Annotated in this window: 16 protein-coding genes; 8 read left to right on the top strand and 8 right to left on the bottom strand. The window is 57.2% G+C overall.

Annotated elements, in window-relative coordinates; genetic code table 11:
• Nucleotides 1-8: 8 nt before the first annotated feature.
• From O3C79_RS05735 to O3C79_RS05720, 4 genes are all read right to left on the bottom strand, one after another.
• Nucleotides 9-758, bottom strand: a complete 750-nt coding sequence (locus O3C79_RS05735) for an electron transfer flavoprotein subunit beta/FixA family protein (RefSeq protein WP_494385151.1) — start codon at nucleotides 756-758, stop codon at nucleotides 9-11.
• 136 nt (nucleotides 759-894) lie between these two features.
• Nucleotides 895-2,673, bottom strand: a complete 1,779-nt coding sequence (locus O3C79_RS05730) for an acyl-CoA dehydrogenase family protein (protein ID WP_494385150.1) — start codon at nucleotides 2,671-2,673, stop codon at nucleotides 895-897.
• 91 nt (nucleotides 2,674-2,764) lie between these two features.
• A complete protein-coding gene (fadB, locus tag O3C79_RS05725; protein WP_494385149.1) occupies nucleotides 2,765-4,891 on the bottom strand; it encodes a fatty acid oxidation complex subunit alpha FadB in 2,127 nt (708 codons plus the stop codon).
• Between the two features lie 188 nt (nucleotides 4,892-5,079).
• Nucleotides 5,080-6,264, bottom strand: a complete 1,185-nt coding sequence (locus tag O3C79_RS05720; RefSeq protein ID WP_494385148.1) for an acetyl-CoA C-acyltransferase family protein — start codon at nucleotides 6,262-6,264, stop codon at nucleotides 5,080-5,082.
• Between the two features lie 235 nt (nucleotides 6,265-6,499).
• Between O3C79_RS05720 and O3C79_RS05715 the strand changes: the two genes are divergently transcribed.
• Nucleotides 6,500-7,504 carry an AraC family transcriptional regulator gene (locus tag O3C79_RS05715; protein ID WP_494385147.1) on the top strand — a complete coding sequence of 335 codons (1,005 nt, stop codon included), beginning with the start codon at nucleotides 6,500-6,502 and terminating at the stop codon, nucleotides 7,502-7,504.
• Nucleotides 7,505-7,535: 31 nt separating this feature from the next.
• Here O3C79_RS05715 and O3C79_RS05710 read toward each other — a convergent pair whose 3' ends face one another.
• The 3 genes from O3C79_RS05710 to O3C79_RS05700 form a co-directional block, all read right to left on the bottom strand.
• A complete protein-coding gene (locus O3C79_RS05710; protein WP_494385146.1) occupies nucleotides 7,536-8,288 on the bottom strand; it encodes an enoyl-CoA hydratase-related protein in 753 nt (250 codons plus the stop codon).
• Nucleotides 8,289-8,445: 157 nt separating this feature from the next.
• Nucleotides 8,446-9,069, bottom strand: a complete 624-nt coding sequence (locus tag O3C79_RS05705) for a TetR/AcrR family transcriptional regulator (RefSeq protein ID WP_494385145.1) — start codon at nucleotides 9,067-9,069, stop codon at nucleotides 8,446-8,448.
• A gap of 145 nt (nucleotides 9,070-9,214) precedes the next feature.
• Nucleotides 9,215-9,799, bottom strand: coding sequence for a histidine phosphatase family protein (locus O3C79_RS05700; protein WP_494385144.1), 585 nt, complete (start codon nucleotides 9,797-9,799; stop codon nucleotides 9,215-9,217).
• Nucleotides 9,800-10,143: 344 nt separating this feature from the next.
• Here O3C79_RS05700 and O3C79_RS05695 point away from each other — a divergent pair, with 344 nt between their 5' ends.
• The 4 genes from O3C79_RS05695 to O3C79_RS05680 are packed head-to-tail and all read left to right on the top strand — an operon-like array spanning nucleotide 10,144 to nucleotide 12,790.
• Nucleotides 10,144-10,482 (top strand): HvfA family oxazolone/thioamide-modified RiPP metallophore, encoded by a 339-nt coding sequence (locus O3C79_RS05695; protein WP_417533936.1) that lies wholly within the window; start codon nucleotides 10,144-10,146, stop codon nucleotides 10,480-10,482.
• A 55-nt stretch (nucleotides 10,483-10,537) separates the two neighbouring features.
• Complete coding sequence (locus O3C79_RS05690; protein WP_494385143.1) at nucleotides 10,538-11,392, top strand: HvfB family MNIO-type RiPP peptide maturase; 855 nt, start codon at nucleotides 10,538-10,540, stop codon at nucleotides 11,390-11,392.
• Entirely contained in the window at nucleotides 11,373-12,170 is a 798-nt protein-coding gene (locus O3C79_RS05685) for an HvfC family RiPP maturation protein (RefSeq protein WP_494385142.1), read from the top strand. The genes O3C79_RS05690 and O3C79_RS05685 overlap by 20 nt, the downstream gene beginning before the upstream one ends.
• On the top strand, nucleotides 12,167-12,790 hold the full coding sequence (locus tag O3C79_RS05680) for an HvfX family Cu-binding RiPP maturation protein (RefSeq protein WP_494385141.1): 624 nt from the start codon (nucleotides 12,167-12,169) through the stop codon (nucleotides 12,788-12,790). The genes O3C79_RS05685 and O3C79_RS05680 overlap by 4 nt, the downstream gene beginning before the upstream one ends.
• Here O3C79_RS05680 and O3C79_RS05675 read toward each other — a convergent pair.
• Complete coding sequence (locus O3C79_RS05675) at nucleotides 12,782-13,735, bottom strand: AEC family transporter (protein ID WP_494385140.1); 954 nt, start codon at nucleotides 13,733-13,735, stop codon at nucleotides 12,782-12,784. The two genes, O3C79_RS05680 and O3C79_RS05675, sit on opposite strands and share 9 nt — an antisense overlap.
• Before the next feature lie 144 nt (nucleotides 13,736-13,879).
• Here O3C79_RS05675 and O3C79_RS05670 point away from each other — a divergent pair, with 144 nt between their 5' ends.
• The 3 genes from O3C79_RS05670 (at nucleotide 13,880) to O3C79_RS05660 (ending at nucleotide 16,056) form a co-directional block, all read left to right on the top strand.
• Complete coding sequence (locus O3C79_RS05670; protein ID WP_494385139.1) at nucleotides 13,880-14,002, top strand: hypothetical protein; 123 nt, start codon at nucleotides 13,880-13,882, stop codon at nucleotides 14,000-14,002.
• Nucleotides 14,003-14,088: 86 nt separating this feature from the next.
• The gene (locus tag O3C79_RS05665; protein WP_494385138.1) at nucleotides 14,089-14,979 is read left to right on the top strand and encodes a DMT family transporter; all 891 of its coding nucleotides are present in this window, start codon (nucleotides 14,089-14,091) and stop codon (nucleotides 14,977-14,979) included.
• A 120-nt stretch (nucleotides 14,980-15,099) separates the two neighbouring features.
• Nucleotides 15,100-16,056: an AEC family transporter gene (locus O3C79_RS05660; RefSeq protein WP_494385137.1), complete on the top strand. Its 957-nt coding sequence runs from the start codon at nucleotides 15,100-15,102 to the stop codon at nucleotides 16,054-16,056.
• The last annotated feature ends 1 nt before the right edge of the window (nucleotide 16,057 follow it).

The following is a 16,057-nucleotide window of genomic DNA, read 5'->3' as shown; positions in this document are numbered from 1 at the left end:
TCACCCCCTTACAGTACTTTGGCTTCGTTTTTCAGTTTGTCGACCAGCTCATCCACGCTGCTGACGCGGATGCCTGCCTGGCGCTCGGCCGGCGGCGTCACTTTCAGCACGCGGGTGTGCGCCTTGAGCTCAACGCCCAGATCAGCCGGGGTCTTAACATCCAGCGGTTTCTTCTTCGCTTTCATGATGTTCGGCAGCGAGGCATAGCGCGGCTCGTTCAGGCGCAGGTCGGTGGTGACGATGGCTGGCAGGTTCAGCGCAACGGTCTGCAAACCGCCGTCGACTTCGCGGGTTACGTTGACCTTGTCGCCTTCAACCTTCACTTCAGAGGCGAAAGTACCCTGCGGCATATCCAGCAGCGCGCCCAGCATCTGGCCGGTCTGGTTGTTGTCGGAATCGATGGACTGTTTGCCCAGAATCACCAGCTGCGGCTGCTCGTCGGCAACCACTTTGGCCAGCAGCTTGGCAACGCCCAGAGATTCCGGCATTTCGTCGGTTTCGATCTGGATACCACGGTCAGCGCCCAGTGCCAGCGCAGTGCGGATCTGCTCCTGACAGGCCTTGGGACCAATGGACACAACTACGACTTCAGACACGGTGCCCGCTTCTTTCAGGCGTACGGCTTCTTCTACCGCGATTTCACAGAAGGGGTTCAGGGCCATTTTGACGTTGGCCAGATCCACATCGGTGTTGTCCGACTTGACGCGTACCTTGACGTTGTAGTCTATGACGCGCTTAACAGCGACAAGTGCTTTCATGCTCTACCTCACTCAGACCTCGGGCCATCACACCGGCCCGGGATTGTCTTTCTTGTTATTGAGCCTGCCGCAGCAACGGCAGTCTCGGGTCAGGCAACCGGACGGGACATCCCCATCCGGCCATACCTCAGGGGAATCAGAACTGATCTTCGCTCAGTGCCATGATGCTGGCACTGCCCTTGCGAATGGTGTCCAGGCTCGCCTTGGTGCGCGGCAGCAGGTGCTCGGAGTAGAACTGCGCCGTTACCAGCTTGCCTTTCAGGTACTCGGGATCACCGTTACCGGCATCCAGCAGCGCCTGGGCACGCAGGGCCGATTTGCCCATCAGCCAGCCACCGCACAGGAAGCCGAACAGCATCATGAAGTGAACGCTGACGGCGCCCGCAGCAGCCGGATCCTGCTCGGCATTTTCCAGCAACCAGGTGCGCGCTTCCTGACCGGCGTCCAGTGCTTCGCGCAGTGCCTTGCCCTGCTCGGCAAAGGCGGCTTCACCTTCCAGTGCAACGACGGTTTCTTCGATCTCTGCCAGCAGGTCGGCCAGCGCTTCGCCCTTGTTCAGCAGCGTTTTACGGCCAACCAGGTCAAGCGCCTGGATACCGGTGGTGCCTTCATAGATGGTCAGAATACGGGCATCACGGTAGTGCTGCGCAGATCCGGTTTCCTCAATAAAGCCCATGCCGCCGTTGACCTGGGTACCCAGATAGGTCAGCTCCTGTGCCAGCTCGGTGATCCAGCCTTTTACGATGGGGGTCAGCAACTCCAGGCGCGCCTGCTCTTTACGCTGCGCGGCTTCATCAGTGGCACGAGCGGCACGGTCAACCGCCGCACCGCCCACCAGCGCCAGCGCACGCATGGCTTCGGTACCGGATTTCATCTGCATCAGCATGCGACGCACATCCGGGAATTTGATGATGGAGAAACGGCTACCATCTTTCTTGGTACCCTGCAGACGATCCTTGGCGTATTCCAGCGCCTGCTGGTAGGAACGCTCGGCAATGGCCACACCCTGCAGACCTACCGCCTGACGGGCGCAGTTCATCATGGTGAACATGTAAGCCAGGCCCTTGTGCGCCTCGCCCACCAGATAACCAACCGCGCCTTCGTTGTCGCCGTAGCTCATGACACAGGTCGGGCTGGCGTGGATACCCAGCTTGTGCTCAACAGATACACAATGGGCATCGTTCCGGGCACCCGGATTACCGTTTTCATCCAGCAGGAACTTGGGCACAACAAACAGGGAGATACCCTTAACACCCGCCGGTGCATCCGGCAGACGCGCCAGCACCAGGTGGATGGTGTTGTCGGTCATCTGGTGGTCGCCCCAGGTGATGAAGATCTTCTGACCGGTGATCAGGTAGTGATCGCCGTTCGGCACAGCTTTGGTCTTGATCGCCGCCAGATCGGTACCCGCATCCGGCTCGGTCAGGTTCATGGTGCCGGTCCACTCGCCGGAGATCATTTTCGGCAGGTAGGTCTGTTTCAGCTCGTCGCTGCCGTGGTGGGCGATGGCTTCAACCGCGCCCTGCGTCAGCAGCGGGCACAGCGCGAATGCCATGTTGGCAGACTGCCAGATTTCGTTAACAGCAGTGCCCAGCACGTTCGGCAGGCCCTGGCCTTCGTAGGCTTCGTCAGCGATCAGAGAGTTCCAGCCGCCTTCGGCGAACTGCTGGTAGGCATCCTTGAAACCCGCCGTTTCTTCAACGCCTTTCTCGGTCAATTTGACGCCCTGGGTATCGCCGATCACGTTCAGCGGAGACAGAACGCCGGTACCGAACTTGCCCGCTTCGGTCAGAATGACAGAGGCCAGTTCAGAGTTGATATCGTCAAAGCCGTTTTCGGCGCACAGGGCGTCGAAGCCCACCACTTCATTGAGGGCAAATTCAGCATCGGTAAGAGGGTGTTTGTATTCGCTCATGTTCTTCTGCTCCCGGCTTGCAGATGCTTATCTGCAAGCCTGTCTTGTTATGGCCGACCCGCCTGCCTCGGCTGGCGGGGGGCTGATGTCATCAATAGTAGGTACGGCCTTCCGCCAAACGCGCCTTGAAGCCTTCGGTCAGCTGATACAGCGGGCCATTGGCCTGGTGTGCTTCGGCACGACGGACAAACTCTTCAAGGCCCAGGGTGTCGATGTAGCGCAGCGCACCGCCGCGGAAGCGCGGGAAGCCAAGCCCCAGAATCAGGCCCATATCCGCTTCGGCCGAGGTATCGACGATGCCATCTTCCAGGCAAAGTGCGGCCTCCATGCACATCGGAATCATCATGCGATCGATGATGTCCTGATCGGTCAGCTCAACCCTGGCCTTGATGCGGGCATCGATCAGCTCCTGAGCCACCGCAGAGGCTTTCTTGAAGCGACGGCCATTTTCGTCTTTACCGTACTCGTAGAAGCCCTTGCCGTTTTTCTGACCCAGGTGCTGAGCATCCAGCAGCGCCTCGGCAACCACATCGGCGTCATGCCCCATACGGCCCGGGAAGCCTTCCTGCATCACGTGGTCGGCATGCACCAAAGTGTCGATGCCGACCACATCGGCCAAGTACGCCGGGCCCATCGGCCAGCCGAAACCTTCCATTACGCGGTCGATACGCTCGAAGTCCACGCCATCCACCAACAGACGGTTGAAAGCGTTGAAGTACGGGAACAGAATTCGGTTCACCAAGAAGCCCGGGCAGTCGTTAACAACGATGGGAGTTTTACCCATGGCTGCAGCATAGGCGACGGTGCGCGCGATGGTTGCGTCACTGGTCTGGCTGCCACGAATCACTTCCACCAGCGGCATCAGGTGTACCGGGTTGAAGAAGTGCATACCGCAGAACTGATCCGGACGTGACACGCTCTTGGCCAGCTGATCGATAGAGATGGTAGAGGTGTTGGACGTCAGTACAGCATTGGCCGGTACCGCTTTTTCCACATCGGCCAGTACCGCTGCTTTCACGTTCGGATTCTCAACCACTGCTTCAACGACGATATCCACAGTATCGAAGCCGGTGTACTCCAGTGTCGGCTCAATGGCACTCAGGACTTTTTCCTTGCCTGCCTCATCCAGACGTCCTTTTTCGATCTGCTTGTTGAGCAGGCCGGTAGCGGTATTGATACCCAGATCCAGGGCTTCGTCCCGGATATCCTTCATCAGGATCGGCGTGCCGGTAGAAGCGGACTGATAGGCAACACCGCCGCCCATGATGCCGGCACCCAACACCGCGCTTTTCTTCACCGGCGCTGCCTGTTTGGTCCAGCCACGTGCTTTCCTCTTCAGCAGCTGATCGTTCATGAACAGGCCGATCAGGCTGGCAGCCGCATCGGTTTTTGCCAGCGCAACAAACGCATCCACTTCGGCTTTCAGGGCATCGTCAAACGGCAGGGTCGCATGCGTGCTGACCAGCTTCAGAATCTGCAGCGGAGCCGGGTAGTTCGGGTCCAGCTTCTTCGCCATCTGCTCGGCAGCGGCTTCAACTTCAGCACCGTTTTCCAGTGCCTGCTGCTTGCGCTGACGATTGGCCAGATGATCCACCTCGCCATTCACCGCAGACTGCAGCAGGTTCAGTGCTTCGGTGCGCAACTCGGCCGCGTCGACAACGCGATCAACCGCACCCAGTTCCAGCGCAGCTTTGGCTTTCTGTGGCTTCCCGGACAGCATCCATTGCGTGGCGCTGGCCGTATCGATCAGACGGCTCAAACGTACAGTGCCACCCCAGCCCGGGCAGATACCCAAGCCAACTTCCGGCAAGCCCACACGGGCATCGCTGGCCAGCACGCGGAAATCGGTGCTCAGGGCCAGTTCAAAACCACCGCCCAGCGCCATGCCATTGATGGCGGCAACGGTCGGGAACGGCAGTGCTTCAAGGCGGGAGAAAAGGTCGTGAGTCTGAGCAATACGCTGGTGCAGTTCAGCATCCGCGAGGGAGAACATGCCCAGGAATTCCGTAATATCCGCGCCGACGACAAATGCCGGCTTGGCACTGGAAATCAGCAGACCGGTTACGGAGTTCTGTTCAGACAGCAGCTTGACGACATCGCCCAGCTCATTGAGGGTCAGGGCATTCAGTTTGTTAACCGATTCACCCTGCAGATCCAGTACCAGCTCAACCATGCCGGATTCAAGTGTTTTAAGGCTTACAGCCTGGCCGTTGTACATTGTTGCGTTCCTCAGTCATGTCTGCAGCGAAAAAAGATGGGCCATTGCTGGCCCAGTTAAAGGCACTTCCTGGCTTCGGTGCAGACAATCCAAAATCTTTCAAGTGTAGGGGAGTTAAAAAGAGACCTTCCCTGGTCAAATAGAGCAGACATCTGGTGTTACTCCCCAAAGGTGTTCAATCGTTCCGATCAAACACGCTCAAACAGTGCGGCAATACCCTGGCCACCGCCGATACACAGGCTGACCATGGCGTAGCGGCCATTGACTCGTTCCAGTTCGTACAGCGCCTTCACCGTGATCACCGCACCGGTCGCGCCGATCGGGTGCCCCAGAGAGATACCGCTACCGTTCGGGTTTACACGCTCACGCGGCAGGTCCAGCTGCTGGCAGACCGCCAGTGCCTGAGAGGCAAAGGCTTCGTTCACTTCGTACACATCGATATCGCGCGCGCTCAGGCTGTTGCGCTCCAGGATCTCCTGAATCGCCGGTACCGGACCGATCCCCATGACCTTCGGATCAACGCCAACCACGGAGTAATCCACCAGACGCGCCATGGCTTTCACGCCCTGGGCTTCAGCCGCTTCACGGTTCATCATCACAATGGCCGCCGCCGCGTCGTTCATGCCGGAAGCGTTGCCTGCCGTCACGGAACCGTCTTTCTTGAATACCGGCTTCAGTTTGCCCAGATCGTCCTGAGTGCAGTCGAAACGGACATGCTCATCAGTATCGAAGGCAACCGGCCCTTTGCGGCCCTTGATTTCGATCGGCAGGATCTGGTCCTTGAAGTAGCCCTGCTCAATCGCATTCTGGGCACGGTTGTGGCTCAGGGTGGCCAGTTCATCCTGCTGCTCGCGAGAGATGCCATACTTCTCGGCAACGTTCTCGGCAGTCACACCCATGTGGACCTGGTTGAACGGGCAGTGCAGCGCACCCACAACCGGATCAACCATGACACCGTCACCCATGCGCTGACCGAAACGGGCGGCCGGCAGCTGATAAGGCGCGCGGCTCATGGACTCGGCGCCACCCGCGATAACGGCTTCGGAGATACCCAGTTCCACCTGCTGTGCAGCGGTCAGAATCGCCTGCAGGCCACTGCCACACAGACGGTTAACACCCATGGCCGGGGTTGACTCGGGTACACCGGCATTCACCGCTGCCACGCGGGCCAGGTAAGCATCACGGGGTTCGGTCGGCAGGACATTACCGAATACACTCTGACCAACCTTTTCAGGAGCAATACCGGCACGCTTGATCGCTTCGTCGGTTACCATGGAAGCCAGTACGTGGGGAGCGTGACCTTTCAGGCTGCCACCGTAGCCACCAATTGCTGTGCGAACACCACTGACGACAACCACTTCACGTTTCTGCATCGGTTTTCTCCTTTCCAGGCGCTATGGCCAGATTCGGTACCCGTTGTTGTTTTGGTATGAGCATATCGGGCTGCTGATTCAGCCCTGTGCTCCGGTGAATCTAGTTTCGGTTCAGGGGCCTTTTTCAACAATGACAATTCCAGCCTGATAATTAACTTTTTCGGACATGGGTTTTACAATGGACGTCACGCCTGCCCCCGGCATGCGACTAAAGGCATACAACAAGAGTCATCCCATGAGCATTGAGCATCACTCCATCTCGTCCCATTACGCACGCAGTATTCTGGCCTCGGCTGGCCGTCTGGAGATGGATCAGGAACAGCTGATGGAAGAGGCAGGGCTTAACCGGGTAATTCTGGAAAGTGAACAGCTGAGGATTACACCTAACCAGTTTGCCCGCCTGATGCGGGCATTCTGGCAGGCCAGTGACGATGAGTTTCTGGGCATGGGCAGCCAGCCGTCACGCCATGGGGTGTTTACGCTGATGTCCAAGCAGGCGGTACACTGTCAGAACCTGAGAGCGGTATATCATCACATCAGCCATTTCTATAATCTGCTGGCAGACGCGCTGACTCTCAACCTGAGTATTGAGGGTGATGAAGTCCGCTTCTCCATGCGCTTGACCAAACCGGAACTGGACCCCTCGCACTCTCTGTGCGAGTTCCTGATGCTGATCTGGCACCGCTTCCCCAGCTGGCTGATCGGACAGCGCATCCCGCTGAGGGCGATCCATCTCGCCCACCCAGCGCCTGATCACAAGAGGGAGTACCGGTTACTGTTTCCCTGCCCGGCCTATTTTGACCAGCCGGAGACCTGCCTGGTGTTTGATGCCGACATACTGAGCGCGCCGGTTGTGCAGACGCCCAAGTCCCTGCGCGCCTACCTGCGCCGAGTGCCCCTGGACTGGTTCATGCGCCAGGCCTACTATCCAGCCTATACACGGCGGGTACTGGATCACCTGGAACAAGAAGATGGGTTGCTCCACACCAGCATGGAGAGCATTGCCGATGACTTGCATGTGACCACCCGCACATTGAGACGCAAACTGACGGAGGAAGGCACGACGTTTCAGGAATTGAAGGACGGTGTGCGGCGTGATACCGCCATTCACTTTTTAAGCCGGCCCTCACTGCCGATCTCTGAAATCTCGCGCAAGCTGGGATTTTCAGAGCCGGCGGCTTTCACACGGGCCTTCAAGCAGTGGACTGGCGTCACACCCAAGGCGTTCCGCCAGCACTGATCGCCGCATCAGATATAGAACAGAGGCGGCGTTATGACTTGCCGCCAAAGAGTGCAGCCAGGGTGCGCGAGGCTTCTTCAGAGACCAGGTGCTGCATGAACAACTCCACTTCCGCCGGAATCACCTGCTCCAGCGGCTGCCCCACATTGGCCTTGAGCATCGCCTTGGCCTGCAACAATGCCAAAGGCGGCTTGGCGGCCAGACGTTTGGCCATATCGGTACTGGTGGCCAGCAGCTGATCCGGTGCAACCGCCTTGTTCACGATGCCGTACCCTTCTGCTGCATCTGCATCAAAGGCATCACAGGCCAGCAGCAGTTCCGCAGCCTTGCGATGGCCGACCAGCTGAGGGATTACAACGCTACTGCCACCTTCGGGTACCAGCCCCAGATCGACAAAGGGCATGCGGAACATGGAACCTTTGGCGGCATAGACAAAATCACAGTGCAACAACAGGGTTACGCCGATCCCCACGGCAATGCCGTTCACCGCAACCACAACCGGCTTGCGCTGGGCATTCAGCTGCAACAGAAAATCCAGCGCCGGCGTTTTGGTATTACCGGCACGGCTTGCTTCGACAAAATCGGCAATATCATTACCGGCACAGAAACTGTCGCCACTGCCGGTGAGATGAATAACCGCCACCTCGGGGTTTTCGTCAGCCGCTACCAGCTCATCGCACAGCGTCTGATACATGGCCAGTGTCAGGGCATTTTTTTTATCGGCACGGTTAATGCTCAGATAGAGCACTCCCTCTTCAATACGGCTGAGAATCGCGTCACTCATACTTCAACCTCCTTTATTATTGCAATTATCGGTTTCGGTTATTCATTTTAAATCATTTTGACGACGTCAAGTTTAAGGCTAAAAGATATTATTCAGGCTGCCCTGCTACCTCACATCAAACCAGTATCATTATCTCAACGGGTAAGAAAGATACCGCTTATCCCGTTTCTTCTGGGTGAATGCCTACTGAGCGGAACATTTTTATGGACAAATCAATAACATCATCAAGTTGTTTGCTATCCACATAGATGCCATCCAGCAGCAGTCGTGACAAGCCATGAAGAGTACTCCAGGTAACTTGAGCGAAACGCAGCGGATCAATATCACTCCCGATTAATCCACGTTGTTGCCATTGGGAAACCCTGTCCACATGCTTACGAAAACATCCATGGGCCTGAGTCTTAAGTTCATTAGTAGGCTGCCCTGACTTCCAAACATCATGGCCAAACATCAGGTTGTAGGTTTCGGGATATGACTGAGCAAAATTAAGGTAAAAACGGACAAAACAGCTCAGCCAATCTTCTTTCGCGCGGTCATCATCCAAGGCTTCACGCAATGCGCGTTCATAGGATCTAAACCCGTCTTCAGCAATAGCCGATAACAAGTCATGTTTATCTTTAAAATGATGGTAAGGCGCTGTTCGAGATACACCAACGCGATCAGCAAGCTTGCGCATGCTCAAGGCATCCACGCCACCTTCAGCAATTAACTGTGTAGCCGCTTCAAGCAAACTGCTTCGCAAATCACCGTGGTGATATGAGGTCTTTGTTTGATTCATCATGACAGTCTAAACAAAATCTAGACAGCGTCAAGCCAGCCTGCAGACACCTCTCATTCAGGCAAATACAGACGAAAGCATCAATCATGAGCAACTTCAGTCAATGAGAGAAGTAGCACCCAGAATCTGTCGAATGAAGAAACTACCTTTAGAGATCGGTTCTGATACTGCCCAGCACTTTCAGCCCGTTTTCGGCATCCTGTGCCACCACAACGACTTCACCCGAAGCGGGATACACCCCGGTTAGCGCCGTAATGTTGACCTGATGGGTCACCAACACCAGAGGCTCATCCATATCCCGCTGAGATAGCCAGCGCTTCAGTGCCTCGGTGCGTGGCTCTTTTTGCTCATAATTACGGAAGAAAGAGTTCAGTGCTGGCAGCGGCGTTACCGCCCCCAACCCCAGCAGTTCGGCCGTATCCCGGCAGCGAAACCATTCGCTGGTAAACACCTGAGCGCTTTCTATGCCGTTTTCACGGAACAGCGCGCCAATACGTTGTGCCTGCTGCCGGCCCTGCTTGGAAAGATTGCGCTGGGTTTCACGGCGTCCCAAAGTAAAGTTGGCCGGATCACCCGTGCCCGGAGCGAGTGCGTGCCTCATCAGAGCAAAATGTTTGGGCGAGCGCAGCGCATCCCAGAGTGCTTTTTCTTCGTTATTGGCGTCAGCAGCAACCAGATGCTGAGCTGTAAATAGTGATGCAAGTAACCCCAACACAGACAAGAAGCCTTTCATTATCTCTCCTCCTCACTAACGGCATGCCAAGAATACAGATCACACGCGAGGCTTTCCCGAGTGGGCGAACGCGTATTTTAGGCACGCAGTATCGATCTGAAACCTGACAAACCCAAAACAGCTTACCCACACGTACGAAGATATAACCGGGATCGATTGTTACCTCGGTTAACTGATCACTCAGCCTCGGCTGCAGACCCTTCACAAAAAAATCCAAAAAAATTTTATTTTGGCTGTAAGGAATCCTGTCTTACCTCGACTGATGATCAGGAAGCACAACAAAACGGTACAGGACAACGTCCTGGCCGACACGGACACATATAACCAACGATAAGGTGATCACAATGTCTAACCATACCAAACCGACCATTGCTGCCGTAGGTACTGCTTTTCTGCTGGGCCTGGGTGCGACATCAAGCGCTACTGCCGCCGAGAATCCTTTCGCTGCTCAGCCTCTCAGCAGCGGCTATGCTGAACTGGCCGAAGCCAAGTGCGGTGAAGCCAAATGTGGTGAAGATAAAGCTGAACGTGAAGGCAAATGCGGTGAGGCCAAATGCGGCGAAGACAAAGCCAAGGCTGATCGCGAAGGCAAATGTGGTGAAGCCAAGTGCGGCGAAGATAAAAAGCCTAAAGCCGATGGCGAAGGCAAATGTGGTGAAGCCAAATGCGGTGGTAACTCTTAAGCCAGCCTAGTCACCGGTTCCTACGGGAGCCGGTGAACACTCAACAGGAGGCTCCATGCGTGAACTTACTCCCTCGCTATTACAGGGCACCGGCCTTGGCCTGAGACGTGCCATGCTGAAAGAACTGCCGGATGCAGACCTCAGTGATGTCAGCTTCTTTGAGGTCGCACCGGAAAACTGGATGCAGATGGGAGGCCGTCTGGGCCGCCAGTTTCGTGCCCTGACCGAACAGCATACGTTCAGTGCTCATGGCCTTTCCCTCTCCCTGGGTGGTCCCGAGCCGCTGGATATGGCGTTTGTCGATCAGGTGGGTCGCTTTCTCGATCAGCATGGCATTCTGCTGTACAGCGAACACCTGAGCAGCTGCAGCGACCATGCCCATCTGTACGACCTGATGCCGATCCCCTTTACCGAAGAGGCCGTGCAGCATGTGGCCGCGCGTATTCGCCAGGTGCAGGATCGCTTGCAGCGCCGCATCGCCATCGAAAACGTCAGTTATTACACCCCGCTCGCCACCGAGTTGAGCGAAGCCGAATTTACCCGCGCCGTGCTGGAGGAAGCCGACTGCGACCTGCTGCTCGACGTGAACAATATCTACGTGAACAGTGTGAACCATCGCTACGATGCAGAAGCCTTCATGCGCAGTCTGCCCACCGAGCGCGTGGTTTGTCTGCATGTGGCCGGACATTACCAGGAAGCCGAAGACCTGTTGATCGATACCCATGGTGCGCCCATTATCGATCCGGTCTGGTCGTTGCTGGAAAAAACCTATGCCCGTGTGGGTCCGGTTGCCACCTTGCTGGAGCGCGACTTCAACCTGCCTCCGTTGCATGAGTTGATGGAAGAGGTGCGCCAGATTCGTCATTACCAGCAACAGGGAGCTGAATATCATGACCGCCTCAGTGCCTGAAGCCGACTTTGTGCAACGCCAGCGGCGTTTTGCTGACCAGATTCGCAACCCCGATCAGCGTGTACCCGAGGGTATCGAAGCGCGACGCATGCAGGTCTATGTGGACCTGTTCTTCAGCAATATTTCAGGCTTTCTGGAAGGGGCGTTTCCGATCTACCGCGGCCTGTGCAGCGATGATTTCTGGGCTGCAGAAGTTCGTCGTTTCATGCAGGAATACAGTTCCCAGAGCCCCTTGTTTCGCGACCTGGCCCAGGCCTACCGCGACTATGTCGAACACAGCCGTGCCCCCCAGCCCGAAGACCCGCCTTTCCTGCAGGAGTTACTGCACTATGAATGGGTGGAACTGGTACTGGATATTGCCGAAGACGATCCCTTTACAGGTGTGTCGACCGCCTCGGTAACGGCCGAGCAGTTGCTGCAGGAACACCCGCTGGTTTCACCGCTGGCCTGGTCGCTCAGTTACCAGTGGCCCGTGCATCAGATCTGCGCCGACTATCAGCCAGACACGCCACCGGACCAACCCACCTGGCTGCTGGTGTACCGAAACCGTGCCGATAGCGTCGAATTTATGGAGTTGAACGCGGTCAGTGCTCATCTGTTATGGAACCTGAATCAACACCCTGAACTCAGCGGCCAGGACATATTGCAGCAGATGGCCGACGAACTGCCCCAGCTGCCTGCCGATACCGTTTTCCAGGGCGGTTTGGATCTGATGCAGCAGTTTGTCAGTCGGGACATCATTTTCGCCACGGCCCCCTGTGAGGAGACAGGATCATGAACCGCTTAACAACTGCCTACCGCCCCTTCCAGGGCGCCTTGCAGCATCTGCAGTGGGGCGACGGTATTGCGCCCCTGCTGCTGCGACTCTATCTCGCGCCCATCATGATGCAGGCCGGCTGGAACAAGCTCAGCCACTTCGAAGACACCGCCGCCTGGTTCGGCAACCCGGACTGGGGACTGGGATTGCCCTTCCCCGAGCTGATGGCCGCACTGGCCGCAGGTACCGAGTTCTTTGGCGGTATTCTACTTCTGATCGGTTTTGCCGTGCGCTGGGTCAGCATTCCGCTGATGATCACCATGCTGGTCGCGGCCCTCACTGTGCACTGGGATAACGGCTGGCTCGCCATTGCCGACACCTCCAGCTGGCTCGCCAATGACCGGGTAATGGAATCAGCCGAACGCCTGCAGCGTGCCCGTTCGATTCTGCAGGAATATGGCAACTATGACTGGCTCACCGGTCGCGGCAGCGTGGTCATTCTCAATAACGGTATCGAGTTTGCGGCTACCTACTTTGTCATGCTGCTGAGCCTGTTTTTCACCGGTGGCGGGCGTTTCACCAGTGTGGATTACTGGCTGGCCCGCCGCACCGGACTGGGTGTCGCAGACAAATCAGAGTGACATCGGTAACCGACCGGCCAACCCAAGCAACCAAAGCACCAGGTTGACGGTGATGAAGGACAGGCCGGTCGCTACCACCAGTGCCGGCGCACAGAGCGCGGCCTGCCCATAACGTTCGCCCAGCAGGGAGATCACACTGGCCATGGGCATGGCCGCCATCAGAATCGCTATGGTCTGCATGGCGGGGTCAAAGCCGGGCAGTACCCAAACCGCCAATGCGACCGCCGCCGGATGCAGCAGCAACTTGAAGACGGTCATCTGGCCGATATCGGCCATGCGCCCTTTCACGGAGCTGCTCACCAGGCTGCCACCAATTACGAACAGGGCCACAGCAGCCGCCGAACGGCCCAGCATGCCAACTGCCTGATCCAGAGCATCCGGCAAACGAACTTCCAGCCCCGCCACCAAAAGGCCGGCCAGAATCGCCAGCACCAACGGGTTGGTCAGGGTACGTTTGAACAGTTCCAGCGCACGTTTGCCTGCTCCACCCTGACCACTGCACAGCTCGGCCAGCACCAGCCCCAGCGGAATCAGAATCAGCAGATCCACCAGCATGGTCAGTGCAACCGCGACCGCCGCCGCAGAGCCGAACAGTTCACCCGCCACCGCCAGACCGATGAAGGCACTATTGGCCAACGTTGCGCCCAGCCCCTGAAATGCGGACTCCCAGCAACTGGCCTTGCGCAGTTTGGCACTGAGTGTAAATGCCGCCAGCAGCAGCACCACCGAGCCCAGGGCATAGGCGCGGATATAATCCAGGTTCAACGATTCCTCCACCGGACGGGATGCCATTGACTGAAACAGCAGCGCCGGCAACGCCAGCTTGATCACGTAGCTGCCAAGAGACGGCAAGGCCGATTCGCTGACCCAACCGGCACGGACAGCAAAATAGCCGATCGCGATCAGCATAAAGATTGGCAAAGTCAGGAGAAAAAGTTGAAACATCGCACCTCCGAGGGCATTTAATTAACATATTAACTATATGCGACATTGTGCAGCTTTTACGCGCGTGGCTAAAACGATTAATTCTCAGCCAACAGGTGTATTTTTTTCATGGTTGACCGCGCGGGGGAGGATGGTGGATGATGAATGCCGATCAATAAGGACTCCAAGCATGCAGCCCAGCAACTATCCATGCCATCTACCACGACGAAAATCTGTCGTCGGCGTACCGCCGAAGATGCGCCCTTGTGCGAAGCTGCCCAGCCCTGATCTGTTCTGAATTAAATTGACTCATGGCCGCAGCAGTTGCTGCGGTTTTTGTCGTTGCAGCTGCGGTCGACTGACACGGAGTGGTTATGTCGGTACCTGTTTCCTATCTCGCGGTGGTGTTGATCTGGTCCACCACACCCTTAACCATTGCCTGGAGCAGCGAATCCGTTGATCCAGTCGTGGCGGCCGGCCTGCGTATGGCGATCGCCGCTCTGCTGGGTCTGGTCCTGCTGGCTGTTTTGCGTGAACCCCTGCCGCTGAACCGCCGTGCGCAAAAAACCTATGCCTGTGCCGCTATTGGCGTGTTCGGAGCCATGTGCTGTGCTTACCTGGCCTCGCGCTACGTGCCTTCGGGCCTGATCTCCATCATGTTCGGCCTAGCGCCGATCCTGTCGGCCGTGCTGGGGCAATGGCTGTTGGATGAAGCGCGTTTCCGTGCCTATCGCTGGGTCGCCTGCTTCCTCGCCTTTGCCGGCCTGGGGGTTATTTTTACCGACGATGTGGCGCTGGGGCCGGAAAGTCTGCCCGGCCTGTTGCTGTTGTTGCTGGCGGTGACCCTGTTCAGCCTCAGTGCGGTTCTAGTCAAGCGCTGTAACGGTCAGCTCAACCCGCTGGCTCATACCGTCGGTTCCCTGCTCTGGTCACTGCCGGGGTTTGTGTTGGTCGGCCTGTTTACGGGCACGGACAGCCTGGCCATTGAGGTGGGCAGCCGCTCCTTCTGGTCGATTCTCTACCTGGCCACCTTCGGCTCGCTGCTGGGCTTTGTCTGCTACTTCCATGTGTTACGCCATCTGCCGCCAAGCACGGTCGCCCTGGTGACACTGATTACACCGGTCTTCGCCCTGATGCTGGGCCACCTGCTCAATGACGAACCGCTTACCGCCGGGCTTTGGCAGGGTTGTCTGCTGGTCGTCGCTGGGCTTGGGTTGTTCTTCTGGGGACACCGACTGCAACCGGCGCGGAGCCCCGTACACTGAATCAGTACGTGCCAGCGCCCCGGCGCTGGCACGTCTATTCCAGGCTGCATCGCCATTCCAGTAAATGAGTCTTTTTTGCAGTAAAATACGCTTTCTTCTCACCGCAGCCGGAGACCCCGCTTGAACCTCTACCTGCAAACCCTCGGCTATACTGCCAATATCGTTGCCCCGATCTTCTTCATCCTGTTTCTGGGCTATCTGCTACGTCGCCTGCGTCTGATTGACGAGGCCTTTGTCGCCACCGGCTCCAAGCTGGTGTTTGTGATTACCCTGCCGGCGCTGGTGTTCATGTCCATCGCCCGCATGGACTTTCATGCCGTATTTAATCCCGAGCAGATGGGCTTTGTGCTGGTGGGCATTCTGGTCTCCTTTGGCCTGATCTGGTGGGCCGCCGCACGCTGGATCAAGGCACCGGAAGATCTGGGCGTGTTTATCCAGGGCTCGTTTCGCAGTAACTACGGCATCATCGGCCTGGCGGTCAGTTTCAACCTGTTCGGCGATACCGGACTGGCCCAGGCATCGCTGCTGCTGGCACTGGTGATTCCCATGTTTAACGTGCTGTCGATTCTCTGCCTCAGCGTGCCCATGCAGCGCGGCGAAAGCATGAAGCTCAGCAGCACCCTGCTGGAAGTACTGAAAAACCCGCTGATTCTGGCGGTGATATTTGCCCTGCCGGTATCCTGGTTCGGTATCCAGTTGCCACAGGTAGTTGCCAAAACCGGAACCTATTTCGCCAACCTCACCCTGCCTCTGGCGCTTTTGACCATCGGCGCTTCGCTGAACCTGAAAAGCCTGCACGACACCTCGGCACAGGCCTTCTGGGCCACGGCGCTCAAACTAGTGATTATTCCGCTGGTACTGACACTGGGCGCCTGGCTCTATGGCTTCGGCGGTCAGGATCTGGCGATTCTGATGGTACTGTTCGGCTGCCCGACTGCAGCGGCCAGCTTTGTCATGGCCAAGGCGATGGGCGGCAATGCACAACTGGCGGCCAATATTGTACTGACCACCACACTGGGCTCGGTACTGACCCTCAGTGGTGGCATCTACCTGTTGCGCCTGCTGGGCGTTATTTGAT

Source organism: Marinobacterium sp. NO-S09, from assembly GCF_059179545.1.
Note: the sequence above shows the minus strand (reverse complement) of the source record. Positions and strands in the feature narration are given on the sequence as shown.